At 70.8% G+C, this 25,746-nt stretch carries 22 protein-coding genes and 1 pseudogene; 12 read left to right on the forward strand and 11 right to left on the reverse strand.

What is annotated here, in order from left to right:
* Positions 1 to 245: 245 nt before the first annotated feature.
* The 4 genes and pseudogenes from ACQPXS_RS41025 to ACQPXS_RS41040 all read left to right on the forward strand — a co-directional run bounded on the left by ACQPXS_RS41025 (position 246) and on the right by ACQPXS_RS41040 (position 6,314).
* On the forward strand, positions 246 to 2,528 hold the full coding sequence (locus ACQPXS_RS41025) for a protein kinase domain-containing protein (RefSeq protein WP_433454594.1): 2,283 nt from the start codon (positions 246 to 248) through the stop codon (positions 2,526 to 2,528).
* A 169-nt stretch (positions 2,529 to 2,697) separates the two neighbouring features.
* Positions 2,698 to 3,731: pseudogene (locus tag ACQPXS_RS41030) on the forward strand (2-hydroxyacid dehydrogenase).
* 142 nt (positions 3,732 to 3,873) lie between these two features.
* Entirely contained in the window at positions 3,874 to 4,866 is a 993-nt protein-coding gene (locus ACQPXS_RS41035) for an Acg family FMN-binding oxidoreductase (protein WP_433454595.1), read from the forward strand.
* Positions 4,867 to 5,108: 242 nt separating this feature from the next.
* A complete protein-coding gene (locus ACQPXS_RS41040) occupies positions 5,109 to 6,314 on the forward strand; it encodes a globin domain-containing protein (RefSeq protein ID WP_433454596.1) in 1,206 nt (401 codons plus the stop codon).
* Positions 6,315 to 6,411: 97 nt separating this feature from the next.
* Here ACQPXS_RS41040 and ACQPXS_RS41045 read toward each other — a convergent pair whose 3' ends face one another.
* The 4 genes from ACQPXS_RS41045 to ACQPXS_RS41060 all read right to left on the reverse strand — a co-directional run bounded on the left by ACQPXS_RS41045 (position 6,412) and on the right by ACQPXS_RS41060 (position 8,696).
* Positions 6,412 to 6,573 carry a hypothetical protein gene (locus ACQPXS_RS41045; RefSeq protein ID WP_433454597.1) on the reverse strand — a complete coding sequence of 54 codons (162 nt, stop codon included), beginning with the start codon at positions 6,571 to 6,573 and terminating at the stop codon, positions 6,412 to 6,414.
* A 142-nt stretch (positions 6,574 to 6,715) separates the two neighbouring features.
* Complete coding sequence (locus ACQPXS_RS41050; protein ID WP_433454598.1) at positions 6,716 to 7,570, reverse strand: class I SAM-dependent methyltransferase; 855 nt, start codon at positions 7,568 to 7,570, stop codon at positions 6,716 to 6,718.
* 182 nt (positions 7,571 to 7,752) lie between these two features.
* The gene (locus ACQPXS_RS41055; protein ID WP_433454599.1) at positions 7,753 to 8,388 is read right to left on the reverse strand and encodes a vitamin K epoxide reductase family protein; all 636 of its coding nucleotides are present in this window, start codon (positions 8,386 to 8,388) and stop codon (positions 7,753 to 7,755) included.
* Positions 8,385 to 8,696, reverse strand: coding sequence for a respiratory nitrate reductase subunit gamma (locus tag ACQPXS_RS41060; protein ID WP_433454600.1), 312 nt, complete (start codon positions 8,694 to 8,696; stop codon positions 8,385 to 8,387). Before ACQPXS_RS41060 ends, ACQPXS_RS41055 begins: the two co-directional genes overlap by 4 nt.
* Before the next feature lie 454 nt (positions 8,697 to 9,150).
* Between ACQPXS_RS41060 and ACQPXS_RS41065 the strand changes: the two genes are divergently transcribed.
* Positions 9,151 to 10,395 (forward strand): Acg family FMN-binding oxidoreductase, encoded by a 1,245-nt coding sequence (locus tag ACQPXS_RS41065; protein ID WP_433454601.1) that lies wholly within the window; start codon positions 9,151 to 9,153, stop codon positions 10,393 to 10,395.
* A gap of 43 nt (positions 10,396 to 10,438) precedes the next feature.
* Here the strand turns inward: ACQPXS_RS41065 and ACQPXS_RS41070 are convergent, their stop codons facing one another.
* Positions 10,439 to 10,882 (reverse strand): pyridoxamine 5'-phosphate oxidase family protein, encoded by a 444-nt coding sequence (locus ACQPXS_RS41070; protein ID WP_433454602.1) that lies wholly within the window; start codon positions 10,880 to 10,882, stop codon positions 10,439 to 10,441.
* Positions 10,883 to 11,177: 295 nt separating this feature from the next.
* Between ACQPXS_RS41070 and ACQPXS_RS41075 the strand changes: the two genes are divergently transcribed.
* Both ACQPXS_RS41075 and ACQPXS_RS41080 read left to right on the forward strand, forming a co-directional pair.
* Entirely contained in the window at positions 11,178 to 12,425 is a 1,248-nt protein-coding gene (locus tag ACQPXS_RS41075) for an MFS transporter (protein WP_433454603.1), read from the forward strand.
* A gap of 18 nt (positions 12,426 to 12,443) precedes the next feature.
* Positions 12,444 to 12,917: a hemerythrin domain-containing protein gene (locus tag ACQPXS_RS41080; protein WP_433454604.1), complete on the forward strand. Its 474-nt coding sequence runs from the start codon at positions 12,444 to 12,446 to the stop codon at positions 12,915 to 12,917.
* Between the two features lie 128 nt (positions 12,918 to 13,045).
* On the opposite strand, the gene ACQPXS_RS41085 is transcribed toward ACQPXS_RS41080, so the two are convergent.
* The 4 genes from ACQPXS_RS41085 to ACQPXS_RS41100 all read right to left on the reverse strand — a co-directional run bounded on the left by ACQPXS_RS41085 (position 13,046) and on the right by ACQPXS_RS41100 (position 18,127).
* A complete protein-coding gene (locus ACQPXS_RS41085) occupies positions 13,046 to 14,785 on the reverse strand; it encodes a sensor histidine kinase (protein ID WP_433454605.1) in 1,740 nt (579 codons plus the stop codon).
* A 479-nt stretch (positions 14,786 to 15,264) separates the two neighbouring features.
* Positions 15,265 to 17,235 carry a potassium transporter Kup gene (locus ACQPXS_RS41090; protein WP_433454606.1) on the reverse strand — a complete coding sequence of 657 codons (1,971 nt, stop codon included), beginning with the start codon at positions 17,233 to 17,235 and terminating at the stop codon, positions 15,265 to 15,267.
* A gap of 224 nt (positions 17,236 to 17,459) precedes the next feature.
* Positions 17,460 to 17,756 (reverse strand): hypothetical protein, encoded by a 297-nt coding sequence (locus ACQPXS_RS41095; protein ID WP_433454607.1) that lies wholly within the window; start codon positions 17,754 to 17,756, stop codon positions 17,460 to 17,462.
* A 170-nt stretch (positions 17,757 to 17,926) separates the two neighbouring features.
* Positions 17,927 to 18,127 (reverse strand): hypothetical protein, encoded by a 201-nt coding sequence (locus ACQPXS_RS41100; RefSeq protein WP_433454608.1) that lies wholly within the window; start codon positions 18,125 to 18,127, stop codon positions 17,927 to 17,929.
* Positions 18,128 to 18,393: 266 nt separating this feature from the next.
* On the opposite strand from ACQPXS_RS41100, the gene ACQPXS_RS41105 reads away from it, so the two are divergent.
* Positions 18,394 to 18,756, forward strand: a complete 363-nt coding sequence (locus ACQPXS_RS41105; RefSeq protein WP_365324776.1) for an STAS domain-containing protein — start codon at positions 18,394 to 18,396, stop codon at positions 18,754 to 18,756.
* Positions 18,757 to 18,947: 191 nt separating this feature from the next.
* Here ACQPXS_RS41105 and ACQPXS_RS41110 read toward each other — a convergent pair whose 3' ends face one another.
* Complete coding sequence (locus ACQPXS_RS41110; protein WP_433454609.1) at positions 18,948 to 20,384, reverse strand: HAMP domain-containing protein; 1,437 nt, start codon at positions 20,382 to 20,384, stop codon at positions 18,948 to 18,950.
* Positions 20,385 to 20,466: 82 nt separating this feature from the next.
* Between ACQPXS_RS41110 and ACQPXS_RS41115 the strand changes: the two genes are divergently transcribed.
* The gene (locus tag ACQPXS_RS41115; protein ID WP_433454610.1) at positions 20,467 to 21,180 is read left to right on the forward strand and encodes a response regulator; all 714 of its coding nucleotides are present in this window, start codon (positions 20,467 to 20,469) and stop codon (positions 21,178 to 21,180) included.
* Here ACQPXS_RS41115 and ACQPXS_RS41120 read toward each other — a convergent pair.
* Positions 21,158 to 21,565: a response regulator gene (locus ACQPXS_RS41120; protein WP_366487394.1), complete on the reverse strand. Its 408-nt coding sequence runs from the start codon at positions 21,563 to 21,565 to the stop codon at positions 21,158 to 21,160. The genes ACQPXS_RS41115 and ACQPXS_RS41120 overlap by 23 nt on opposite strands.
* A 359-nt stretch (positions 21,566 to 21,924) precedes the next feature.
* On the opposite strand from ACQPXS_RS41120, the gene ACQPXS_RS41125 reads away from it, so the two are divergent.
* From ACQPXS_RS41125 to ACQPXS_RS41135, 3 genes are all read left to right on the forward strand, one after another.
* Complete coding sequence (locus ACQPXS_RS41125) at positions 21,925 to 22,551, forward strand: hemerythrin domain-containing protein (protein WP_433454611.1); 627 nt, start codon at positions 21,925 to 21,927, stop codon at positions 22,549 to 22,551.
* 404 nt (positions 22,552 to 22,955) lie between these two features.
* A complete protein-coding gene (locus ACQPXS_RS41130; protein ID WP_433454612.1) occupies positions 22,956 to 24,005 on the forward strand; it encodes a PP2C family protein-serine/threonine phosphatase in 1,050 nt (349 codons plus the stop codon).
* 123 nt (positions 24,006 to 24,128) lie between these two features.
* Entirely contained in the window at positions 24,129 to 25,712 is a 1,584-nt protein-coding gene (locus tag ACQPXS_RS41135; RefSeq protein WP_433454613.1) for a SpoIIE family protein phosphatase, read from the forward strand.
* Positions 25,713 to 25,746: the final 34 nt, after the last annotated feature.

Here is a 25,746-nt window from a genome sequence, read left to right on the forward strand (position 1 = left end):
GCCCGTGAACACCGCGCAGGGAGACTTGTAGCGCCGCGCCCTGCGCCGGGCATCAGGCAGTTCCCCAGTCGCCGGCGGCTGGGCAGCCCTCTCCTCTCGGCGCCAAGGAGACGGTGACTTGGTGCGCTCCTGCGCGCGAGCGGACGGGCGAAATCTGCTGTCGCCCAGGTCCTGTGTCATCGGTGGCACGGTCTACGATCAACGCTGCCGGATGAAAACCGCTTACCGCCGGGGGACTTCGGGCTGTGGACGACCGGGATCTGATACTCGCTGACCGCTACCGCCTGGTGCGCCCGCTGGGGCGCGGCGGGATGGGGGAGGTGTGGGAGGCGCAGGACACCAGTCTGCGGCGGCCGGTCGCGGTCAAGGTGATCTCGGTCCTCGCGGGTGGCGGCAGCCGGGCCGACGAGGCGCGCGCCCGGTTTCTGCGGGAGGCGCGGATCACCGCAGCGCTGCAGCATCCCCACATCGTGACCGTCCACGACCTCGGTGAGGCAACCACCGACCAGGGCACGACGCCGTTCCTCGTGATGGAACTGCTCCGGGGCGAGGGCCTGGACGCCGTCGTCCGGCGCGGGCCTGTCGGCGAGGAGGAGGTGGCGCGGTGGGGGGCGCAGGTGTGCGACGCGCTGGGTGAGGCGCACGCCGCCGGCATCCTCCACCGTGACATCAAGCCCGCGAACCTGTTCGTCACGGCCTCGGGCGGCCTGAAGGTGCTCGACTTCGGGATCGCCCGCGCCGCCGACGCCTCGGCCACCGGTGACCGGCTGACCCACACCGGGTTCATGGTGGGCACGGCCGCGTACATGGCACCCGAGCAGGCACGCGGGCGCCCCGAGCAGCGCAGCGACCTGTACTCCCTCGGGTGTGTGCTGTTCGAACTGCTCACCGGGCGGCTGCCGTTCGACGCCCCGGACACCCTCGGGTACGTCACGGCGCACCTTCACGATCCGCCCCCCGCGCCGAGCAGCCTCGTGCCCGGTGTACCCGCTCCGTGGGACCGCCTGGTCGGTCGGCTGCTGGCCAAGGACCCGCGCGAGCGGTACGAATCGGCCGCCGTGCTCGCCGACGAGCTGCGGCGCCTGGGTGGTGTGCGGCAGGCCGTGCCCGCGGTTCGCTACACCCCCACCGTCGCCGACCGGCAGGAGCACGCGAGCCCACCGCCTTCCGCTGCCCCCGTGTCCGACGATCTCGCGGCGGCGTCCACGGTTCAGGCGCCTGCCGGGCCGTTCGGTGGAACGGGCATGAGCCGGCGCAGCCTGCTCCTGGGGGGCGCGGGCGTCGCCGCGGTCGTGGTCGCCGGAGGGGCGGCGGCGATGTACCTGACCGGAGACCCCAAGCGGGACCCGGTCGCCTGGTCGCAGAAGATCGCGGACGTCGACGTGATCAATTCCGACGGTCCGGACGTCGTCCTGGCCGACGGCCGGTGTCATGTGGCCGCCGGTCACTACTTCAAGGAGACCGCCGCGCTCCACACCTTCGACCTCGCCACCGGTAAGCGTCTGTGGAAGGCGTCCCTCGACGCGGCCTGGGCCCGCGAAGCACGCTTCACGGTCGTCGGCGGCACGATCCTCGCCCTGACCCAGGACTCCGATCACAAAGGCGGACAGGTGCACGCCTTCGACGCTGCCACCGGCGAGCGCCGGTGGCAGCAGTCCCTCTCCAACAGCGCCATGGGGCTGGATGTGCACCGGCCCAGCGGCCTGCTGATCAGCGGAGAGGACGGTCGGGTGATCGGAATCGATCCGCGCACCGGGCAGCAGCGATGGGTGACCGACGTATCCTCCCCCTACGACGCCACATGGATCCTGGCCGGCGACCTGATCCTCTGCAGCGGCGGAATCGCAGTACTCGGCAAGACGGGCAAGACGCTGTGGACACGCTCCGGCTTCCAGCCGCAGGGCGACCTGGCGCAGCCCCTGGGTGAGGGCCTGCTCTGCTACGAGGCCGGCAAGACGGTCCCCGTCGACCTCGTCTGCCGCAAGGCGGACACAGGCGAGGTGATGTGGCGGAGCCCGTTCCAGCAGACCAAACCGGACACCCTCGTCACCGGGGCGTTCCAGCCGCTCGACCAGCTGGTGTCGGGCACCACGGTGTTCCTTCCGCTGGCCGCGGGGTCCCGCCGGAAGCCGACCGCACTGAACGGACTCACCGGCGAGCGGACCTGGACCTACGGCCGTACGTACCAAGAGGTTGACCTGAAGGAACGGGCGACGACCAGCGTGGCGGGCGGGTTCGTCCTGTCCACGGGATCGGGAGCGGTGTGCCTGGCCGCCGGCGACGGCACGAAGCGGTGGCACGCCGACACTCGGAGAGTGCAGACCGCCGGCAAGTACGCCCTGCTCTCCGAGACCGGTGAGGCACGGGTGTTCCAGCACTGGACCACCGTGCGGATCGTCGGAGTGGAGCACGGCCGCACGCTCTGGACGGGCCAGTTCGACAGCACGGCCATGAGCGAGCCTGCCGCGAGCGGCGACACGGTCGCGGTCCTCGACGGCGGCGGCACCTTGTGGGCGGTGCGTGTGTGACCTTCCGGGCCTGCCGGGAGAGCGGCACTGCCGCCGGCTGACCTGCCGTGCCTGCCCGGCGTCCCAGGACCAAGGGGCCCGCTTCCCGAGCTCATCGGCCCTCTCCACGTCGGCGACCACGGCCTACGGTGGAGAAGTGATCGTTTGATCCCGGTGCGAGGAGCAGCAGGTGGAGGTCGTTGCGTACGGCGTTCTCGCGGACGAGGAGCCGTTGCTGAGGGAAGCGTTCGACACCGCGTTCGCCGGCCGGCACGAGCTGCGGTGCCTCGGCATGTTCCTGGACCGGAACACCGCCCCGACCGCCGCCGGCGACGAGGTCGTCCTCAGCAGCGTCAACGACACCCTGGACGCGGAGGTCCTGCGCTCGCTGGCCAAGGGCGGCACCAGAATGATCGCCCAGGGTTCCACCGGTTACAACAACGTCGACCTGGACACCGCCGGGGAACTCGGGCTCACGGTGGCCCGGGTCTCTCGTACTACTCGCCGTACTCGGTCGCCGAGTTCGCCTGGGCGCTGGCGCTGGCGGTCAACCGCCGGATCGTCCGGGCCGCGCACCGTACCCGGGAGTTCGACTTCCGGCTCGACGGGCTGATGGGCCGCGATCTGCGGGGCCGTACGGCGGGCGTGGTGGGCACCGGCAAGATCGGTACGGCGTTCGCCCGGATCGCCCACGGGTTCGGGATGCGGCTGCTGGGCTGGGACATCGCGCAGGATCCCGGACATCGCGCAGGATCCCGACTGCCTCGCCCTCGGGATGGCGTACGTCCCGCGCGAGCGGCTGTTCGCCGAGGCGGACCTGGTCAGCCTGCACGTGCCGCTGCTGCCGGCGACCCATCACCTCGTCGACACCGAGGCACTGGCGCTGATGAAGGACGACGCGATCCTGATCAACTCCAGCCGCGGCGGGCTGTGGACACCGACGCCCTGCTGGAGACGCTGCGCGCGGCACGGCTGACCGGTGTCGGCCTCGACGTGTACGAGGAGGAGGCCGGTGTGTTCTTCCTGGACAAGTCGCTGGAGGTGATGACCGACGAACGCCTCGCGAGGCTGACGACCTTCAACAACGTCCGCGTCACCTCGCACCAGGCCTACTTCACCAGGGACGCCGTCGGCCAGATCGCCCGGACCACCGTGGCCAACGTCGAGGACTACCTCGCCGGCCGCTCCGGCGACAACGTGCTGGTCACCCCCGGCACAGCCTGATTTCTCGGCCGCAAACGGGTCTGAACCAGACTCCTGGTGGTGGGTCTGTGGCGCGTGGGCTTCACGGGGCCGCCGACGCCGTTCGGCGGATACTGGGAAGTGGCCGGCCGATGGCGGGACCGTGTGCTGTGAGGGAGGCGCGATGGACACGCGGCAGCTGGACGCGAAGATCGTGACCGCGCTGGTCGGCGAGGCCGTCGCCGCCCCGTCCATGCACAACGCCCAGCCATGGCGCTTCCGGTTCGTGGCCGGTGAGCGGGCCCTCCAGCTGCTCGCCGATCCCGATCGGGCCATGCCTCGCTCCGACCCCGAGAACAGGGCGCTGCACATCGGCTGCGGTGCGGCTCTGTTCAATCTGCGCGTCGCCGCCGTGCACGCCGGGTTCGCCCCCGTGGCCGAGCTGCTGCCGGATCCCGCCGAGCCGCTGCTGCTCGCCACGGTCCGGCTGGGGGAGGCGCCGCCCTCGGCGGACGAGGACGGCCTTGCGCGCCTGCACCCCGCGATCCGCGAGCGGCACACCAGCCGGCACCCCTTCGACGAGAAGGACATCCCGGAGGACGCACGAGCCGCCTTGCGGAACGCTGCCCACCGGGAGGGAGCCGAGCTGCTGTTCCCCGGACCCTGGCACGTGGAAACCGTGCTCGGACTGGTGCACGACGCGGAGAGCCGGGACGCCTCGAATCCCGAGGGCATGGAGGACCTGCACCGCTGGACCCGGCTCGGTCCGGAGGCGGACATCGCCACCGACGGCGTCCCCGAGTACGCCTTCGGGCCCCGGATGAGGGACGGCAAGGCCCCGTTGCGTGATTTCGCCGGCCGCCGTCCCGTGGCCGATCGCGGCACCACCTCCTTCGAGAGGAACCCTCACCTGGCGCTGCTGAGCACACCGGGCGACGCGCCTTCGGACTGGCTCCGCGCGGGTCAGGCCCTGGAACGCGTCCTGCTGGAGGCGACCCTCGCGGGGCTGGCGACCTCCCTGACCTCACACGCCCTGGAGAGCCCGGACCTGCGCCTGCTCGCCCGTGACCCGGTGGCCGGCAGCGGCCACGTCCAGATGGTGCTGCGCGTGGGCTACGGGCCCCACGGTCCCGCCACGCCCCGCCGTCCCGTCCGGGATGTTCTCGACTTCGTCTAGGCCTTCTGCCTCGTCTTTCCGGGATGCGTTTCCGGACGCGTACCGGTGTGCCCGGGCGCGAGGCGCCTGAGCGGTTCAGAAGCGGCGGCCGGACCGACGGGCCCTGTCCTCAGGACGGTTCGGCCCTATGGCGGGCGACGGCCGGGCCGGAATGATCGACGTGCCGGTCGACCCGCACCCGGGATCCCGGCTGTGACGGTGAACGCCGTCCCCCAACCTGCCCGCGTCTCCGGAGGAGTCCCATGCTTTCGCCCGAGTCGGCCGCCGTGGTCCGTGCCACCCTGCCCGCCGTCGGCGGCGCCCTGGACGAGATCACCACACGCTTCTACGGCACCATGTTCGCCGAGCAACCCGAGCTGCTGGACGGCCTGTTCAACCGCGGCAACCAGGCCAGCGGGGAGCAGCGCCGGGCGCTGGCCGGGTCCATCGCGGGCTTCGCCAAGGCGCTGCTGGCCGACCCCGGCACCCGCCCGGACGCCCTGCTGGCCCGGATCGCGCACAAGCACGCCGCGCTCGGCGTCACCGAGGACCAGTACACCATCGTCCACAAGTACCTCTTCCGTGCCATCGGCGACGTCCTGGGCGAGGCCGTCACCGCGGACGTGGCCGCCGCCTGGGACGAGGTGTACTGGCTGATGGCCGGGGCCCTCATCGCCCAGGAGGCCCGCCTCTACCAGGAAGCACAGGTCGACCCGCGCAAGCCCTGGCGGCAGTGGACCGTGGTGGAGCGGCGGGAGGAGACCCCCGACGTGGCGTCCTTCCTGCTGCGCCCGGCCGACGACGGCCCGCTGCCCCGGGCCCGTGCCGGCCAGTACGTCAGCGTCCGCGTGCTCCTGGCCGACGGCATCCACCAGACCCGCCAGTACAGCCTGTCCAATGCTCCCGGCGACCGGCTGCGGCGCATCACGGTCAAGCGGGTGGCGAGCGTCGCCGACGCCCCCGAGGGCGAGGTCTCCACCCAGCTGCACCGCACCGTCCAGGTTGGCGACGAGCTCACCCTGTCGGCGCCGTTCGGAGACGTCGTCCTCGACGACGCCGACACCCCGCTGCTGCTGGTCTCCGCCGGCATCGGCTGCACCCCGATGGTCGGCATGCTCGAACACCTCGCCGCCACCGGCTCGACCCGGCCGGTGTGGGTCCTGCACGCCGACCGCACCCCGGCCGAGCACGCCCTGCGCGCCGACACCCGCCGACTGGTCGAGCAACTGCCCGGCGCACGGGCGGAGTTCTGGTACGAGCAGGACGCGGGCGACGAACCCGGCGCCCACGCCGGCCTGATGGACCTCGACGGCCTGGACCTGCCCGCCGACGCCGACGTGTACCTGTGCGGCTCGCTGCCCTTCATGCGCGCCGTCCGCACCCAGCTCCTCCAGGCCGGCGTCCCCGCGCGCCGCATCCGCTACGAGGTCTTCGGCCCCGACCTGTGGCTGGCCCACGACGAAGGCTGACACGCCCGATCGCCAGGGGCGTCGCCGCGCGGGGCCGGCCGCGTCACAAGGCGCTGCGGCTTCGCGCGGCCGTCTCCGGACGCGGACCGTCGTCCGGTCAGTCGCCGGCGCCCCTGTCCGCACCGGACGGTTCACGGGCGGGCAGCATGGTCAGCAGCATGATCGTGGGTTCCATCACCCGTACGGTGTGCGGCAGCCGGGCGGGCAGGGGGTGGATCCAGCTCCCGGGCGTCGCCTCGGCCTTCTCCCCGCCGAGCACGAGCTCGAGGCGGCCCTTGACTGGCCGGCGGCGAAGGCGAAGCCGACCACGCGCATCCGGCCGTCGCGGTACAGCACGCGGCTGAGGGTGCCGTCCTCGGCCGGTGGCAGATCGGCAGCCAGGTCGCCGATCACGGTCGCTGTCACGGGATGCCTCCTCCGTGAGCGGGCGGGGTGGGTACGGCGATCAGGCTGATGGCGCCCAGGTGCTCCTGGTGGCGGCGGAAGACGCTGCGCATGTGCAGGAGGCGGCGACGGGCCGACGGCTCCCACAGGGCGTGCCCGGCGATCCGCAGGGCGCGGGCCATGCCCTCGTCGGCGACCATCCGACGGGGTTCGAGCAGAGCCATGGGGGTCGTCCTTCGCGCGGTGACGGCGAAGCCCTCGGACGCCAGCAGGTCGCACCAGCCGGCCGCAGTGAGCGGGCGGACCCCGACGCGGAGGGAGTCGCGCAGGTCGGCGGCGATCCGGTCGGCGAGCGCCTGGTCGATGTCGTCGGGCAGCAGGCACAGTTCGTGGATGCCGTACCGGCTTGAGGCGTCGGTGAGCAGTCGGCGCGCTTCCCCGACGATGCGACGCCTGGCCGGTTCCGGCTGCATCGTCAGTATCGCCTCGCCGTACACGACGGTGGCGCAGCCGCGTGGCAGGCCGGTGTCGGCGGCGTCCGCCCGGACCGCTCGCATCGTGGTCCGCCGGTCGGACGCGAGCCTGCCCAGCCGCGTCACCGCGGCCGGATCGCGGTCGACGGCGGTATAGGCGGCCGGGCGGCGGGCGAGGGTCAGCCGTGCGGTCGCCCCCAGCCCGGCGGCCAGCTCCACCACCCGGTCGTCGGGGCCGACGTCCAGCGCGTCCAGCATCCACCGGGTCAGCTCGAGACCTCCCGGGCGCAGGACGCGCTTGCCCATGCGGGCCAGGAGCCAGTGCCCCGGCATCCGCGAGGCGTCGACTCCGTCGCCGGGCATGGGCGTGTCCTCGTGGAGTGGCTGGTCATGGTCCATGGTCACCATGCTCGTGCCTCGCTCTCCGCCCGCACATCCCGCGCCTGCTCAGGCAACCCTAAATTCGCCGGCCGGCCACGGATGGGGCCGAACGTCCCGACCTGAGGACCCACCGGCCACCGGCCCGGCACGGAAAACGGCTTCAGCGAGTGGGCTGTCCGGCCCCCGAGGGAATCCAGGTGTCAGCCCAGGCTGCTCCAGTACGGCCAGAACCGGGTCAGGACGAGCAGGGCGATCACTCCGTACCAGGCGGCCAGCAGCATCCCGTGCGTGTCCCGGACGACTTCCCGCACGGTTCGCGGCACGGGGACGAGTCCCCGCTCCAGGCAGTGCACGGTGACGTACCAGAACAGCGCGATGGTGGCGGCCCAGACCACGGCGCAGTACGGGCAGATCTTGTTCAGCTCGTAGAGCGACTGTCCGATCAGCCAGTGGACGAACACCACCCCCACCAGCGCCCCGGCGTCCAGCGCGAGCCACAGCCGGCGGTGCAGGCGCGCCCCGGACAGCACGGCGACGCCCAGGGCGGTCACGGCGGCGAAGGCACCCAGGCCGAGCAGCATGTTGGGGAAGCCGAACACACGGCCCTGCGCGCTCGACATGACGCTGCCGCAGCTGACGACGGGGCTGATGTTGCACGGCGGCTGGTAGGCGGGATCGCGGAGCAGCCGCCAGTCGTCCACGGTGAGCTGGAAGGAGGCGAGCCAGCCGACGAGCCCGGTCAGCAGCATGACCAGGCCCGTTCGGCGGCTCGCGGCGACGGCCCGTGCGGGCCGGGTGGCGGTGGCGTCGGGCGCGAGCGCGGGCTGGTGGCTCATGCGGCGCGCCGGGAGCCGGAGGCGGGCCGGGGCCGGCGCACGGCCGTCGGGGCCGCGGCCGGTGTGGCCCGCCGCCGGTAGACCAGGTGCGGCCGGGCCAGGTAGCCGATCGGGGCGCTCCACACGTGGACGAGGCGGGTAAACGGCCAGGCCACGAAGAGCAGGCAGGCGCTCAGGGCGTGCAGTTTGCCGAGGACAGCGCGTCCGTCGGCCGAGACCTCACGGCGGGTCAGCAGCCTGCGGGCCACCAGCGGCCAGCCCTCACCTGCGCGCCGCTGCGCGGGACGCGCGATCTTGTCGTTCTCCATGGACAGGAACGCTAGGCGCCGGGTTCCGGCCGGGCCCGAGGCCGAACGGCCCTGCTTGGCGACCGTACGGCCCGCTCCCGACCCTTCTTCCGGGCGCGGGAAGTGGTGGTGGAGGACTATCGGCCGGTGCGGGAGGGCCGTTCGGCCCTAGCCTCGGCAACAGCGGTATGGGGACGCTGACTTCCGATCGGCCGGGAACGGCCGGAAGGCCCTCGCGCCCGGCTGCCCGGCCACGTGTTCTCGTGTCCACGGCCGCGGCAGGCGCGGCGGGCTCCCGGTCCGGTCACCGTCCGGCTCGCCGCCACGGCCCGTGGTCACCCGCCACGGCTCGGTGCCGTCACCGGCCCCGCCAGGCCGCGTCGTGCGTGGGTCACGCAGGGACGTGGCGGACGAGCCGGCACCTCAACCCGCATCTGGCCGGGCCGCCCGGCCGTGAACCACTGGAGGCACCTTCGTGAGTGCTCTCACCCTCGCCTCGGCCCCCGAGGACGCCACAGCCCTCGAAGCGGCGGAGGCGCACCATGCCCGCATGGCCGGGGAGTTGGCGGGCCGTGTGGCGATGCTGCTCACCGCGGCGGGCCGCGACCGGGACGCCGCCGAGCGCATCCGCGCGGGCCTCGTCGCCTTCTGCGACCGTGAAATCCTGCCGCACGCGGCCGCCGAGGAAGCCGTGCTCTACCCGGCCGCGCGCCGTCTGCCGGACAGCCGCCTGCTCGTCGAGAGCCTGATCGCCGAACACAGCTGCCTGACCGCGCTGGTCGACTCCCTGCGCACCCCGTCCGACGCGACCGGCGCGGCGGCGGACGCCCGGTCACTGCCGCTGGCCGACCCCGACGGCCGCGCCCGGCATCTGTCCGTGGGCGCGGCCGTGTTCAACATCAGACTCGCCGCCGTACACCTGGGCCGGCACCCGGCCGTGCGACTGCTGCCCGACCCGGGGGAACCGGAACTGCTGGCCGCCGTAGAGCTCACCCGTCCTCCGCGCCCGGAGGACGGCCGGCTGTCGGAGCCGGACCTGTACGCCGCCATCGCCCGACGCCACACCAGCCGGATGCCGTTCACCGGCCGCCCCGTCCCCGATCCGATCGTGGCCGAACTGACGGTGGCCGCGCACGCCGAGGGCGCACGGCTGCACACGCCCGACGTCGTCGGAATCCGGCGACTGCTGCGCCTGACCGCCCTCGCGGAGGCGCGCAACCACGCCGGCCCGGCACGCACCGCCGAGACCCGCAGCTGGATCACCCCGCCGGGAACGGACACCCCCTACGGCATTCCCCTCACCGCTCTCGGCCCGGCGGATGCGGCCGGGCGGCTGCCGATGCGGGACTTCACGGGGCCGCCGCGCGCACCGCACCCGCCTGCGCCGCGCTTCGAACGGCACGTCCAGGCGGCCCTGTTGTGCACCTCCCACGACCGGCCGGAGGACTGGCTGCGCGCGGGCCAGGCACTTCAGCACGTGCTGCCCACGGCGACCATGCACGGAGTGCGCACCTCTTTGCTGCACCAGGCCATGGAGTGGCCGGACCTGCGAGCGGCCTGCGGCCTCGGTCGCCGGCGGTGTCATCCGCAGGTGCTGATCCGCTACGGCTACGGCCCCGACGGCGGCCGGACCCCGCGCGCCTCCGCGCAGACCCTGGCTCCATTCGCGGAACTGCCCGATCCCACACGCTCGTTGGGTGACAGCGGGCCGGCGGCCTGAGTGTGCTGGGGGCGCCAAGGCCCTGTCCGGCCACGGTGAACTGTTACCGGGGCCGCGCCGCCCCGGTCGGCCCCTGCCGTGCACCGGTGAGTTCCCGGCCGGTGACCATCTCGGACTCGATGCGTACGAAGACCCCGTCGACCGTGACGACCCACGAGCGCGGCCCGGTCCGGGACAGCCGCTCGTGTTCGGCGGGATCCCGCACCACCGTGGCGCGGCCGGTGACGACGACGCTCCAGCCGGACCGGGAGGCGGCGTCGAACTCGTCGGCCTCGAAGGCGACCACGACTCCGTCGATCGCGCGGACGAGGTCCGAGCCCACCGAGGTCCGCAACAGCACGGAGGAGTCCGTGTCCAGGGAGAAGTTGACCGGGAGTACGGCGGGCAAGGCCTGTCGGGTGTACACGACACGGCCGACCGGCACCTTGGCCAGCAGGCGCAGGCACTCCTGCCGGTCCAGTGCGCGGAAGCCGTCGTTGTGGGACATCGGTCCATGCTGCCTCGACCGACCGGTGCGCCGTCAGGGCCGGACGGCCCTCGTTCGCCTCCTGTCCCGTTCCAGCCCAGGTCGTGGCCGACGTCGTACGCGTGGCCGTCGCCCGGCCCGGCCGGGCAGGCAACCGGGGACGGCCGGGCCGGGTGCCGGGGCCGGATGGCCCACCGTCCGGGGGAGCCCGCACGTGGATATTGGCAGCGGGCCACCAGCCCGCGTCGCGCGGCCGGCCCGCGGTCCCGGGCCGATCACCGGGCCGCACTTCCGCGAAGACGAAGGGACGGGCGGCATGCTTCAGCCGTCGAGGAAGCAGGAAGAGGGACCGGCGACGCCGGCGGCCGTTCCCGGTCGGGCGTGGCTGATGCTGGCGTTGGCCACGGTGGGCTTCGCCGTCAACTTCTGGGCCTGGGCGCTGCTCAGCCCGCTCGGGCTCCGGTTCAAGGACAGCCTGGGGCTGACCTCGTTCCAGCAGTCGCTGCTGGTGGCGGTGCCCGTGGTGGTCGGCTCGCTGGGCCGGATCCCGGTGGGCGCGCTGACCGACCGGTTCGGCGGGCGCGTGATGTTCCCGCTGGTGTCGGCGGCCACCATCGTGCCGGTGCTCTACCTGGGCCTCGCCGGGCACTCCTCGCTCGCCGAGCTGCTGGTCGGCGGGTTCTTCCTCGGTGTCGGCGGTACCGCGTTCGCGGTCGGTGTGCCCTTCGTGGGCGCCTGGTTCCCGCCGGAGCGGCGCGGACTGGCCATCGGGATCTTCGGGGCCGGCATGGGCGGCACCGCGATCAGCGCGCTCACCACGGTGAAGCTGGTGAAGGCGCACGGCATGGCCGACCCCTTCCTGATCACCGCCGTCGTGCTCGCGGTCTACGCGGTGCTGGCCGCCCTGCTGCTGCGGGACGCGCCCGGCCGCGCGGTGCCCACCGAACCGGCGGCCCGCCGTCTGGCCGCCACCCTGAGGCTCGGGGTCACCTGGCAGGCGTCGGCCCTGTACGCGGTGGCCTTCGGCGGCTACGTCGCCTTCTCGGTGTACCTGCCGACCTACCTGAAGACCGGCTACGGCCTGGGCCAGGCGGACGCGGCGAACCGCATGGCCGGCTTCGTGCTGCTGGCGGTCGCGATGCGGCCGGTCGGCGGCTGGCTGTCGGACCGCGTGGGCCCGGTGCGGGTGCTGACCGCGGTGCTGACCACGGTCCTCGCCGGAGCCTTCGTACAGGCCTTCACACCGGACCTGGCGCCGGTGGGCACGATCGCTTTCCTGACGCTGGCCGCCGCGCTCGGCGCGGGCAGCGGCGCGGTGTTCGCCCTGGTGGCGCTGCTGGCCCCGGCGAACATGGTCGGCTCGGTCACCGGTGTCGTCGGCGCCGCGGGCGGCCTCGGCGGCTTCGTCCCGCCGCTGGTGATGGGCTCGCTGTACGGCGCCTACGGCTCGTACGCCCTCGGACTGGCCCTCCTCGCGGCGGTGGCCGCCACGGCCCTGGTCTTCACCGGCACGGGAGTGCGCCACGCCCTCACCCGGCGCGTCCCCACCGCCCAGACCCACTGATCAGGAGAGGAGCACGCGATGTGTGAGTACTGCGGCTGCCAGGCACTGGAATCCATCGACCAGTTGACGCTGGAGCACGAGACCGTGGTGCGGCTCATCAGCCGGGTGCGCGACGCCCACCGCGACGGCAAGATCGCCTACATGGCGGAGCTGGCCCGGGAGATCGCCGCCGTGCTGGTCCCGCACACCCAGGTGGAGGAGCACGGGCTGTTCCCGGCGATGGCCGGCGACTTCCCCGAGAAGTTCGCCGCGCTGGAGGACGAGCACCGGCGCATCGAGGCCGTCCTGGCCGAGGCCAGCGGACCCTACCTGGCCGACCCGACCTGGCCGGAACGGCTGATCGAGACCCTCGACCTGCTGCGCGAGCACATCCTCAAGGAGCAGGACGGCGTCTTCCCCGCCGCACTGGCGCTGCTGAGCACCGAGCAGTGGGAGACCGTCGAGGCGGTACGCGCCCGGGTCGGCACCCGCATGCCGGAGCCGTCCGCCTGACCCGACGCCCCCTGCTCGGCCCCCGTCCGCCCGGCGCAGCCTCGGCCGCCGGGCGGAGTGCCGCACGCCCGGGCACGGCGACTCCCCGCAGGGAACAACTCCCTGTCCACCGGCCGCTGTTCGAACGGTCACTCCGCGGGCGAGAGCGGTACGACCCATTCGACGACGACGCCGTTCGGCCGGTTCGGCGACAGGTTGAATGTGCCGCCCAGGTCCTCCGCGCGCTTGCGCAGGTTGGCCAGACCGCTGCGGCGGGCGACGGCCGGGTCCATCCCGCGCCCGTTGTCGGCCACGCGCAGCCGGAGAGCGGCGTCGGTCGCCTCGACGCTGATGTCGACCGTGCGGGCCTGTGCGTGCCGGGCGGTGTTGGACAGGGCCTCGCCGAGGACGGCCAGCAGGTGCTCGGCCTGCTCGGGGGACACGGTCGTGTCGAGCAGTCCGGTCATGCGCAGCGCCGGGGCGAAGCCGAGGGACTCGGCGGCCCGGTCGGTGGCAGCCACCAGCTGAGCACGCAGTCCACTGCCGTGACGGGGCTGGTCGTGCTCACGCAGGCCGTAGATGGTGGAGCGGATGATCTTGATGGTGTCGTCCAGGTCGTTCACGACCCGCTGGATCCGTTCGCCCACCTGCGGCCGGTCGGTGACCCGGCCGAGCGTGGACTGCAACGACAGCGCCCCGGCGAACAGGCGTTGGATGACCAGGTCGTGCAGGTCCCGGGCGATCCTGTCGCGGTCGTCGAGCACGAGCATGCGTTCGGTGTCCCGGCGGTGCTCGGCGACGTCCAGGGCCAGCGCGGCCTGGTTGCCGAACCCCGTGACCATGTCGATGACGGCGTCGGTGAAGGCGGAACCGCCCGGCGCGTTGGCCACCTGCAGCACGCCGCGCACGTGTTCCCGGGTGCCGAGTGGGACGAGGAACGCCGGCCCCAGCTCCACCACCGAGGCGCTGCCGCCCTCGGCGCGCGGGTCGGCGCTGACGGCGTCGCTGGTGATCGTCTCGCCGGATGTGAAGACCTTCGCGGCCAGGGTCGAGGAGGTCAGCACGAGCCCGTGGACCTGCTCGGCGGGTTCTCCCGAAGCGGCCTCGATGACGAGTTCGCCGCTGCCGCCGACCGGCACGGCCAAGGTGACCAGGTCCGCCCCGGCCATCTCGCGCACCGTCTCGGTGAAGGACTCCAGCACCGCGGCGGGTTCCGCGCCCGACAGCAGGCTGCGGGTCAGCTCGTTGCTGGCCGCCAGCCACCGCTGCCGGCGGTGCGCGTCGTCGTACAGCCGGGCGTTGTCGATCGCCACGCCGGCCGCCGCGGCCAGCGTGCGCAGCACCGCTTCGTCGTCGGAGTCGAACTCCGGGGCGCTCTGCTTGTTGGTGAGGTAGAGGTTGCCGAACACCTGGTCGCGCACCCGGACCGGGGCGCCGAGGAAGCTGGTCATCGGCGGGTGTCCGGCCGGGAAGCCGACAGACGCCGGATGCCCGGCCAGGTCGGCCAGGCGGAGTGGCTCCGGGTGCCGGATGAGCAGGCCGAGGATGCCCTCGCCGCGGGGGTAGGGTCCGATGCGGGCGATGGTCTCCTCGTCGATCCCGACCGTGACGAACTGCTTGATCGTGCCTTCGTCCCCCAGCACGCCGAGCGCCCCGTACTGGGCGTCCACCAGGGTGACCGCCGATTCCACGATGCGGCGCAGGACGATTTCGAGATCCAGGTCGGAGCCGACCGCCAGCACCGCGTCCAGCAAGGTGTGCACCCGATCCCGGGCGGCCCGCACCTGCGTCACCTGCTGCTGCAGGTCGTCCAGCAGAGCATCCAGCCGCAACTGCGGAGACGCCCCGGCAGCCTCGGCCCCCCGCGAGCCCTGAGCGCCCTCGTTCACCACAGTTCCTCCCACCTTCCGACCAGACCCTTGTACAGGATGCCCGACGAATCGAACGCTCCTGGACGGAGTCCCGGAATGACGGGCATGGCGTCATGAGTCGGCGAGGGACCGGGACGGGCGGGCACAGCGTCACCGGTGAGCCCCGTTCCGCCTCGTCGCGGTCCGGGTCTGCCGAGCCACTTGGACCCGGATCCACCGGGGTCCACCGGAGAAGACATGGATCGGGCCAGCCGAGCCTGGTGGATCCGGACCCCCGGTTCATGCCCCTGGCTCCCGAGCCGGTGACCCCGGTCGTTCCCGCGCTCGCCTGCCCATCGGCTGAGAGGGGACCCGCCGATGCCCACCGTTCGCGACACCGCGTTCACCGCCATCGCCACCGACCTTGTCGGTCTGGCCGGCGTCCACCGCCGGGCTCCACCCGGGCGGCCTCGCCGGCCTGGACGAGGCCGAGGTCCGCGACCGCTGTCGTACGCGCGCTACACCTCGACGTGCGAGCCCATGATGACCGTGCGATCGCGGGGGAGACCGAAGTACTCGGCGGCGTCGGCCGTGATGTAGGAGGTGGCGATGAACAGCCGCTTGCGCCAGGGTGCCATCGTCGGGGACTTGCCGCGCCGAAGGTCGATCTTCGACAGGAAGTACGACGCCTGGTCGAGCTGCAGCGGCCCTTCGGTCTGGGACGGATCGAGCATCGCGAGCGTGCCGGGCACGTCCGGTGTCTCCATGTAGCCGAACCGGGCGGTCACGTGGATGATCCCGTCGTCGGCGTAACCGAGGTCGTCGACGACGATCCGCTGCTCGGCCGGCACGCGCGGCACGGGCTCGGTCTCGAGCGAGAGGATCACGACCTGGTCGTGCCGGACGTGGTTGTGCTCGACATTGGCCCGCATGGCCAAGGGCGCGGTCTGCTTGCCCCGGTTGAGGAAGACGGCCGTGCCGGGGATCCGCAGCGTCGGGACCCTTTCCGAGCGGAGGTCGTCGACGAACTCGGGCAGCGGACCCTCCAGCCGCGCCCGTTCGGCGGTGACGAGCTCGCGGCCGCGCTGCCAGGTCGTCATGACGGTGAACGCGGTCACGCCGATCAGCAGCGGCAGCCATGCGCCGTGCACGAGCTTGGTCAGGTTGGCCGCCACGAACAGCAGGTCCACGAAGAGCAGCACGCCGGCGCCGATGCCGATCAGCCACTTGGGCGTACCCCACTTCGCGCGGGCGACGTAGAAGAACAGCAGGGTGGTGATGGTGATGGTGCCGGTGACCGCCATGCCGAACGCGAAGGCCAGCGCCGCGGAGCTGCGGAAGGCGAAGACCAGGGTGAGGACCGAGACCATCAGCAGCCAGTTGATCCAGGGGACGTAGATCTGGCCGATGGTGGACTCCGAGGTGTGCGCGATCCGCAGCCGCGGCAGGTAGCCGAGCTGGGCGGCCTGGGAGGTGACCGAGTACGCGCCGGTGATCACCGCCTGGGAGGCGATGACGGTGGCCGCCGTGGCCAGCACGACCATCGGCCACTGCCCCCAGTCGGGCGCGAGCAGGAAGAAGGGGCTGCTGATGTTGCGCGGATCGGCGAGGATGAGCGCGCCCTGGCCGAAGTAGCTGAGGATGCAGGCGGGGAAGACGCAGAACAGCCAGGCGCGGGTGATCGACCGGCGGCCGAAGTGCCCCATGTCGGCGTACAGTGCCTCGGCGCCGGTGACCGCGAGCACGACCGCGGCCAGGGCGAAGAAGGCGGTGCCGAAATGGCCGAACAGAAAGCCCAGGGCGTACGTCGGCGACAGCGCCCTGAGGATCTGCGGGTGGTCGGCGATCCCCGTGACCCCACAGGCGCCGATGGCCACGAACCAGACGATCATGACCGGCCCGAACACCCGGCCCACCGCCGCGGTTCCCCGGCGCTGCACCAGGAACAACACCACGATGATCACCGCGGTGATGGGGACGACCGCGCTGTCCAGCGACGGCTGAACGACCTTGAGTCCCTCGACCGCGGACAGCACCGAGATCGCCGGGGTGATCATGCTGTCGCCGAAGAACAGCGACGCGCCGAAGATGCCCAGCGCGGCCAGGACGGCCGCCGCTCGCCGGCTGCGCTGTGAGCCCCACCGCCGTACCAGGGTGATCAGCGCCATGATGCCGCCCTCACCGTCGTTGTCGGCGCGCATCGCCAGCAGCACATAGGTGACCAGGACGATGACCACCACCGACCAGAACACCAGCGACACCACTCCGTACACGTTCTGCGTGGTGACGGGGACTGGGTGTGGGTCGCTCGGGTTGAACACGGTCTGGAGGGTGTAGATCGGGCTGGTGCCGATGTCACCGAAGACCACACCGAGTGCACCGATCACCAGCGCGAGGCGCACCGTGTCGTGCGCGGACGGATGATGAGGATCCGGCACCTGTGTCGCACCTCCGTCGCCGGGCGCGGTTCCCGGTGTGCGATCGGCCATCGTGATCCTCCTCGTGGGCCGTCGTGCGGCAGACCCGGTGAGGCGGACGATACCGATCGACGGCGCGAATACGGGGAGCCGAGTGCGGCTTGGCCTCGAACGGCGCTGTCGTGCCCCCAATGAGCGTGAGTTGCCCACAAGTGGGGAGGGCGGTGCGGGGCATGAAGCGGCCCTGGTACGCCGCCGAACGGGGCATACCAGGGCCGGTGAAGTCGCCGCCGCTCCTACCGGCGGCCGACGGTGTCACGGTGGTGGCACTCCAGGTGGGCCGGTCGCCAGACGCGGTTCCAGCGGTCGGCGGACGCGCGGTGGTGCCGGTCCCGGTCCCAGTCCCGGTACACCGGGCGCCAGTCCCGCACCCAGTGGCCCGGCACCACCACGCAATGGCGCCACCCCGTAGGAGACGGGTGGTGGTTCTGCGGCGCGGCCGACGCGGTGCCGACCGTCCCGACGACCGCGCCCGCGGTCAGGGCCACCGTCGCCGCCCCCAGGGCCGCAGCCCGCTTCCATGCGTTGATCATGATCATGCCTTTCTGTCGAGAGTCGGGACTGACGCCCCGCCACTCCCCGACCGGCCGGCCGGGGATGCGTCGATATTGCGCCCGTTGGTGCCGCGACATCACGGAAAGACATTGCTTATTAGGAATTGCACATCTATTTCTCATTTACCGAAAATAGTCGTACAAGTCACTCAAATGGTGTGAGCGCCATGCGGCATTGCACGCCCGAAATCCCGCCCAGCGCAGGCGAGTTGCTCGAACTGATAGGAGCGGCACGCACCGACGGCCCGCAAGGGCGTCGAGCCTCGGCCATGCTCCACCGCATGGGGAAGTCCGGTGGCCTTGTCGTCCGCCGGCCTTTCGCCTTCCCAGGCGGCCACGTCGTAGCTCATGCCTGGAGGCCTCTCACGCCGGACACTCCCGCCCAGGCCCGCCTGGTGGCTGGCAGGAGGGGTCCGGTGGGGGCTGGCTGCAATGACTACGCCCTGGGTGTGTTCCTAGCGTGGACGTGTTCGCGGATCCGGTCCGACTGAACCGGGCGAAGCCGTGATCGCCGGTCCGAGCGCATCGAAGCTCACGACCCTGTAGACATCAGCCTCTTCCAGAACGGGAAACACAAGTGAAAGCTGTCTGCACCGTATTCGTCGGAACTCGGCCCATGGTGGTGAATGTGGCCGGTGAATTGGACATCGCCACGGCCGCACATACAGGCGCCATCTTCACCGCCGCGAGCAGCGGCACCCATCCTGAGGTCGTCATAGACCTGAGGCAGGTCACGTTCCTGGACTGTGCGGGAGTGCGTCCCCTGGCAGCCGCCGCGCGCCGAATCCACGAGGCCGGGGGCTCGCTGACCCTGCTGGCCGATCACCCCATGGTTCTCAAAGTGCTGCGGTTCAACAATCTGATTCCCGGCAGAGAGACGTCGGCCGACGGCGCCATCCCGGCCCAGCATCTCCCCGCGTACCCGCTTGCGGTGCACCGCTGCGACCACCGCTGTCGTGCGCTGGCGGAGGAAAGGTGACGCAGCCGAACCTGACACGACTCGAAGCGGTATGCATGTACGTGATCTGCCGCTTACCCGGTTCAAGGGCCGTGGTGACGACCGGTCAGACCCACAGGAGGGCCGTCACCAACGGCCCTCCCACCAAAGCCAGCGCCTGGCGCATGCCGACGCCAAGGGCCGCCATTCGGGGACGAAGACGAGTCCGAGGGCTATGGCTGCGTCAGGGGAAGGCGCGCGTGCAGGGTGGTTCCCTGGCCGTTGGGGCTGTGGACGGTGAGCGTCCCGCCCAGGGCTCCGATGCGGTCGGCGAGGCCGACCAGACCCGAGCCCTGCCCCAATACCGCCCCTCCGACACCGTCGTCGTGAACGGCCAGACACAGCACGTCGCCACAGGCCCGCGCGGAGATGTGGGCGTAGGACGCGAGGGCGTGCTTGGCGGTGTTGGCCAGTGCCTCCGAGACGACGTAGTACGCCGCCACCTCGACCGGCTCGGGCAGCCGCTGGGGGACATCGACGTCGAGTTCGACCGGAACCAGGGATCGACGTGCCAGAGCCCTGAGCGCGGGGGGCAGGCCGCCCTGGGAGAGGACGGCGGGATGAATGCCGCGGGAGAGTTCACGCAGATCGTCGAGTGCCGCCAGCAGCGAATCGGTCACCCGGACAAATATGGTCTTCAACTCCGGTTGATCCGCGGGTACCGCGCTCTGGGCGGCCCGCAGTTCCAGCACCAGAGCCACCAGCCGCTGCTGGGTGCCGTCGTGCAGGTCACGTTCGATACGTCGCCGGGCCTGGTCCGCGGCGGCAAGAATCCTGGACCGTGAGGTGGACAGCTCGGCATGGCTGTCCTGCAGCGAGTCGGCCATCCGGTTGAAGCTGCCCTCCAGTGCGCCGATCTCGCCGACCCCTGTCTCCGGCGTGCGTGCGGTCAGGTCGCCACTGGCGAGCCGGCCCGCCATGGCGGCTGCTCGTCGCACGGGATGCACGACCGCGCGGGTGACGTAGCCGGCGAACCCGATGACGAGCACGACTGATCCGGTCAGACCTCCGACGGTTGCGACAACGGCCTGGTTGGCGATCTCGGCGGCGCGTTCCTCGCGAGCCGCCGCAAGCTTCCGTTCGGTGACCACGATGCGGTGGAAATCGTCTCGGATCGCCTCCATGCGCCGGTTGCTCTCCTCGCCTATGGTCGCGTTCCGTTTTGCCGCGGGGTCGTGCTTCACGACGTTCACCAAGGGCATGGAGTATTCCTTGATGAGGACCGAGATACCCGCTCGTTGGATCCGCTCCGCGCTGATCCGCTGCTCAGGGCTGCTTTTGGCCAGGCACCTCAGCGCGCGGGCTTCTTTGGGGAAGGCCGCCTGAGCAACCTGCCAGCGCCTGACGAACTGCTGTTGCCCGGTCAGTTCATAGTCGCGCAAGTCTCTTTCGAGGTTGAGGACTTGGTGCTCCACCTGGTTGGCCGCTATGAGCAGTTCTTCGGATCGTTGCGCAAGCCGTTGGGTGGCGCGCAGGTCGACGTCCGAGCGGAACAGGACGGCGAAGGCCGAGCTGATGAGGAGCACGAGGAGGCCACAGGCGACGACCACGCGGCGTACGAGGCCGCCGTTCGCGCCGGTTCCCCGGGCATGGGAGGCGAGCGGACGCACGGATTCCTCCCTGTCGGTGAAACAGGGTTTGCGCGGGCCTCCGGCAGGTGCTGACCGGACGAGGCCCGAGGACAATGTAGGCATGACGCCAGGAGGCTCGGCGTCCCGAGCCGGGGACGAGCCGAGCGACAACGGACCGGCCACGACGGACCTGCGGGTCGTCCTCGCCGAGGACGATGTCCTGTTTCGCGAAGGGCTGGCCAGCCTGCTCCAGGGTGCGGGCTGCACGGTGGTGGGGCAAACCGCCGACGCCGTCCAGTTGCTCGACGTGGTCAGGTGGGCGCGGCCGGATCTGGTCGTAACCGATATCCGGATGCCGCCCGGACAGGCCACCGAAGGGCTGGACGCGGCCCGCACCATCCGGCAGGAGTTCCCCGACACGGGAATCCTCGTCTTGTCGGCGTATGCCGAGGTGGAGCGCGCATTGGAACTCCTGGAGAGTGGCCACGGCGTCGGTTACCTGCTCAAGAGCCGCGTAAGCGATGTGCAGGACTTCATGGAGGCGATGCAGCGGATCGCCAGGGGTGGGTCAGTGGTGGATCCCGCACTGGTGCAGGAACTGGTGTCCGCCCGTCGCAGGGAGGACCCGCTGGCAGTACTCAGTGCGCGGGAGCGCGAGGTACTGGAGCTGATGGCCGAGGGCCGCTCCAATGCCGGTATTGCCCGGCGATTGTGGGTCACCGAGGGAACGGTGGAGAAACATGTGCGCAGTATCCTGGCGAAGCTGAACCTGCCGGAGACAGATGACTATCATCGTCGTGTCCGGGCCGTCATCACCTTTCTCGAGGCTCGATGACCGAGCCGCCCTGGTGATCGTCGTCATCCTTGGCGAGCAGAGCTCGAACGGCGTCGCCTGACAGATCCACTTTTCCCAGAAAGCCGACTGCGGGGCTCTCCTCGATCAATTCAGCATAGTCGTCCTCACTGTGGTTGGAAACCAAAATGACCCGGGGCGGAGAGGGACCCGTCTCGCTCAGCAGCCGGCGAGTCAACTCCAGGCCGCTTTCGGCACCCAGATCGATGTCCACCAGCACCACCTCCGGCCTGAGTTGCTCGGCCTGCAGCAACGCCTGCGCGCTGTCGGATGCTACGCCCACGACTGCGACACCCTGCCCCTCGAGCAGACGGCGAGCGGCTTGGAGGAAGTAGGGGCAGTCGTCGATGATCAGGCAGCGCAGCATGTGTCCAGCATCCCGGGCGGACATCCGGCCGGCATTACCGCTAGCTGTATTTCTCGCCATGCACAGCAGCTTGCTCGCGACATACAAGAGCCGCTACCAGCACAACGAGGCCTCGGAAGCAGAGAGGGGAAAGTCGGCAGCATCGTGCAAGTGAGTGACAGGATCGTTCTCCTCGCCGAATGAGACCGCGTGCTGGAATTGTGCCGCGTGGGTGAGCAGATCTCCCTCGCTGCGACAGGATAAAAGCGCTCGCTTACCTGTAAGTCTTCGCGGCGATCATCTTGTGGCAGCTGAGGAACGGCAGTGAACTTGATCATCGATGAACCCATGGCTGATGTACGAGGCATGTACATGACGCTTTGCGCCGCGAGTTCCGGCTGCTTCCGCAACTGATCCGGGACGTCGCCCCGGGCGACGCCGAGCGCGCGGAGATCATAGGCGCGCACGCGGAGCTCGTGTGCCGAATCCTCCACGCGCATCTTGGAAGCGAGGATGCGCTGCTGTGGCCCAAACTCCTCGCACGCGGCGGAGATGAGGCCGTGGCCGTCGTGTCCACGATGGAGGAGCGGCACCAGGCCATCGACCGGGCCTACTTGCGCCCAGCCAGGCTCCTCCCCAGCTGGCGGTCCGCCGGGCAGGGTGGCGAGGAACTCGCCGATGCCTTCGAGTTGCTGCTGGCCGTGGTCATTGCGCACATGGCGACGGAGGAGAAGCTGGTACTGCCTCTGGCGGAGAAACATGTCACCGCCGTGGAGTGGAGAGCGCTGGGCGAGCATGGCATGGCCGGGATCCCCAGGAAGGAACTGGCGCTGACTATCGGTATGGCCATGTACGAGGGTGATCCGGCCGTCGTCAAGGCGGTGCTCGCCCGCACGCCATTGCCCATCCGGCTGCTTGTGCCGGTCATCGGGCGCCGCCGCTACGCCTCGTATGCCAGGCGTGTCCATGGGACGGCCAGGCCGGCGCGCTTGGGCACCCTGACCTGACCTGACGTTCGAATTCTGTAATGAATAAATCGGACTTATGGCCTTGACCTGGACGCCCCCGGCGCCGCACATTTGAGTCCGCACAGCGGAAAAGCTTTCTCGCAATGCGATAAGAAAATGGCAAGGGTGCGGTAAGAGCGATGGGTGCGCCTGAGCGCGCGCAATCTCCCCACAGAGCAGCCGTGAGCATCTGAGCGCCTCAGCTGCGCCGTAGCCGAATCGGACTCTCACGAGATCCCCTCACAGGACCACCCATGAAATTCCTTGCTCGCGGTGTCCCAGTGCCCGGTCTCGACGGTCGCGAAGTCCCTCTCGCGCACAGCCGTGGACGCCACCGGGAAGATCGCTTCCGACACCGCCTCACAGGTCGCGGTCGATCACCGAACGAAAGTACCCGAGCACAGGTGGCACTACCGCTCCTGCTGATCGCGGCGATCACCCTTGCGGCGTCCTTCGCCCCGGTGGCCGTTCACCTCTCACCGCTCCTCGTGGCAGCCCCCACCTGCACCGCGGCGTTCGCGCGAACCCCATTGACGGCCGCCATGGCTCTGGCCGCCAGCGCCGCCGTAGTCCTCGTCGACTGGCACGACGGCCTGCTGCATTCGCCGCTGTTGCCCATCCACATCGGCGCACTGCTGGCGGTCTCCGGCTTCGCCATCCTCGCTCGCGCTCTGCACGATCGCGACCTGAGGGAACTCACGCAGGTGCGGGCGGTGTCCGAGGCGACCCAGCGGGTTGTGCTGCGGCCCATCCCACGCACACTGGGCTCTCTGCGCACCGCATCGCTGTACCGGGCTGCCACCGCGCACGCGCTGGTCGGCGGCGACTTGTACGCCGCCGCCCGCACCGGCCGCATGACCCGCATCCTCATAGGCGACGTCCGCGGCAAGGGCCTACCAGCCGTCGAGGACGCCTCCGCCCTCCTCGGCGCCTTCCGCGAGGCGGCCCATGAACACGAGACGCTGCCGGAGCTGGCGGCTGCCCTGGAACGCAGCGTCCGCAGGCACCTGGCCGAGATGTCGGAGCGGGATCCCGACAGCGCCGAGCGTTTCATCACCGCTCTGTTGGCCGAACTCCCCGACGAAGAGGAGATCGTCCGGATCGTCAGCTGTGGGCATCCCCCGCCGCTGCTGAAGCAACGCGGGCGAGTGAGCCTCTTGCGCGTAAGCCGGCCGGCTCCGCCACTGGGACTGGCCGGAAGCGCGACGGATGCCTTCCCCCTGCACGCCTTCTCGTTCGTTCCCGGCGACACGTTGTTGCTCTACACCGACGGACTCGTCGAAGCCCGTGACAGCAGCGGGAACTTCTATCCCGTCCTTGAACGCGCCGCCACTTGGTCCTGGAGGTGTCCACAACGCCTCCTGCAGCACATCAGCCAAGACCTCAACGGCCATGTGGGTCCGCACTTGGACGACGACCTCGCCATGGTGGCCGTCCACTGCCCCACCCGCTGATGCCGATACCGCAGCCCTCCGACGAATGACCCGACGGCGCCCCGGGACGGACGGACGTGCCGACGTGAACGACACGCACACCGTGCGGCACAACGCGCCAGTCATGAAAGGACAGTGACCGGGATGACCACTGTACGACGCCTGTCCTGGTGGCCGTGCTCGCTGCTGGTCGCCTACCTCGGTGCAACCTCCGCCGTACAACTGGCGGCATCCGCCGGTGGTTTGGTCCGCTGGTCCGATTACTCGGTACTGGCGCCCGTCGTGGCCGCCGGCCTGCTTCCCCTTCGGCGCACCCTCGCGATCGGGGTGGTGACGCTGGTGGCCAGTGTGACCGTCTACGGCTTTGCGATCCGTGGAGTGTCGGAAGGGGGCCGTGCGGTTGTGATCGGCGCGGCCACGCTCTCCCTCGCTCTGAGCCTCGTCATGTGCCGGACGCGCCTGCGCCTGCAACATCGTGCCGGCACCGCCGCAGAGCGGCCCATGCGGAGCGTCGACAGCACACGGATCAGCTCGGATGTGCAGCAGGCCGTCGACGATGTCTCCGGCGACACCTCTGCGTCCTCGACGACCAGCATGCACTCCGGTCTGCTGCCGCAGCCTGCGGCGGTGGAGCTTGCCGGTTGCTGCGCGGTTGCCGACGGCACCGTGCAGGCCGAGGCCCACTGGCTCGACGCGATACCGCTGCCAGGCGCCCGGGTTGCGCTCGTTGCCGGCTCCGTCGCGGAAGACGGGAGTCCCGCGCCCGCTCTCGCCCCTGAACTTCGCGCCGCAGTGCGCACGCTGGCCGACATGGACCTGCAACCGGAGGAGCTCCTCGTCCACCTGGCGCATGTTCTGACCCGACTGCGGCACGACGGCGAGCCGAGTCGGCACAGCGAGGACGCATCCGGTGTCACCGTGGGGTGCCTGTACGCGGTCTACGACCCCGTCTCCGCCCGCTGCACCCTCGCCGGCGCAGGCTACCCAGCACTGACCGTACTCCAGCCCGACGGCGTGGTCACGACTGTCGACGTTCCTGCCGGCCCTCCCCTCGGACAGGCGCCCTCGCCTGTAGAGGCCACTGAGGTCGATCTCCCCGACCACAGTGTGCTCCTGCTGCACGCACACACCCCTTGGACGCCCGACCCGGCAGCCGGGGCCGGCCCGGCCGTGCTGCCCGAGGCGGGCCTCGGATCGCCATCCCGCCTGACGGCTCTCTGTCAGTCCGCTCTCAACGCTCTGCAGTCCGACAGGCGTTACGCCCACGCCAGCGTGCTCGCCGCGCGCACCCGCACGTTCGACAGCAACAATGTCGCCTTCTGGGAACTCTCGGACGACCTTGCCGCCGTCTCCCAGGCCCGTAAGTACGTCTGGGGGAAGCTGACCGCGTGGGGCCTCGAGGACACCGCACCCACCACGGAGCTCATCGTCAGCGAGCTGGTCACCAACGCCATCCGCCATGGCCGCCCTCCGGTCCGGCTGCGCCTGATCCTCCAAGGTGCGGGACTGACCTGCGAAGTCTCCGACGGCAGCAGCACCTCTCCGTACCTGCGGCGCGCCAACACCTTCGACGAGAGCGGACGGGGACTGTTCATCGTCTCCCAGCTCGCCCAGCGTTGGGGCACACGCCATGATTCCCGAGGCAAGACCATCTGGGCGGAAGAGCGACTTCACACATCAGAAGAAGCCCCGACCGACGGCCACCACACGTCGGCGACATTGGCATGAGGTGGCCATCATGTTTCGTCCGACGAGGGCGCCG

Origin of the sequence: Streptomyces sp. CA-142005 (assembly GCF_050942335.1) — a bacterium.
Lineage (GTDB): Bacteria > Actinomycetota > Actinomycetes > Streptomycetales > Streptomycetaceae > Streptomyces.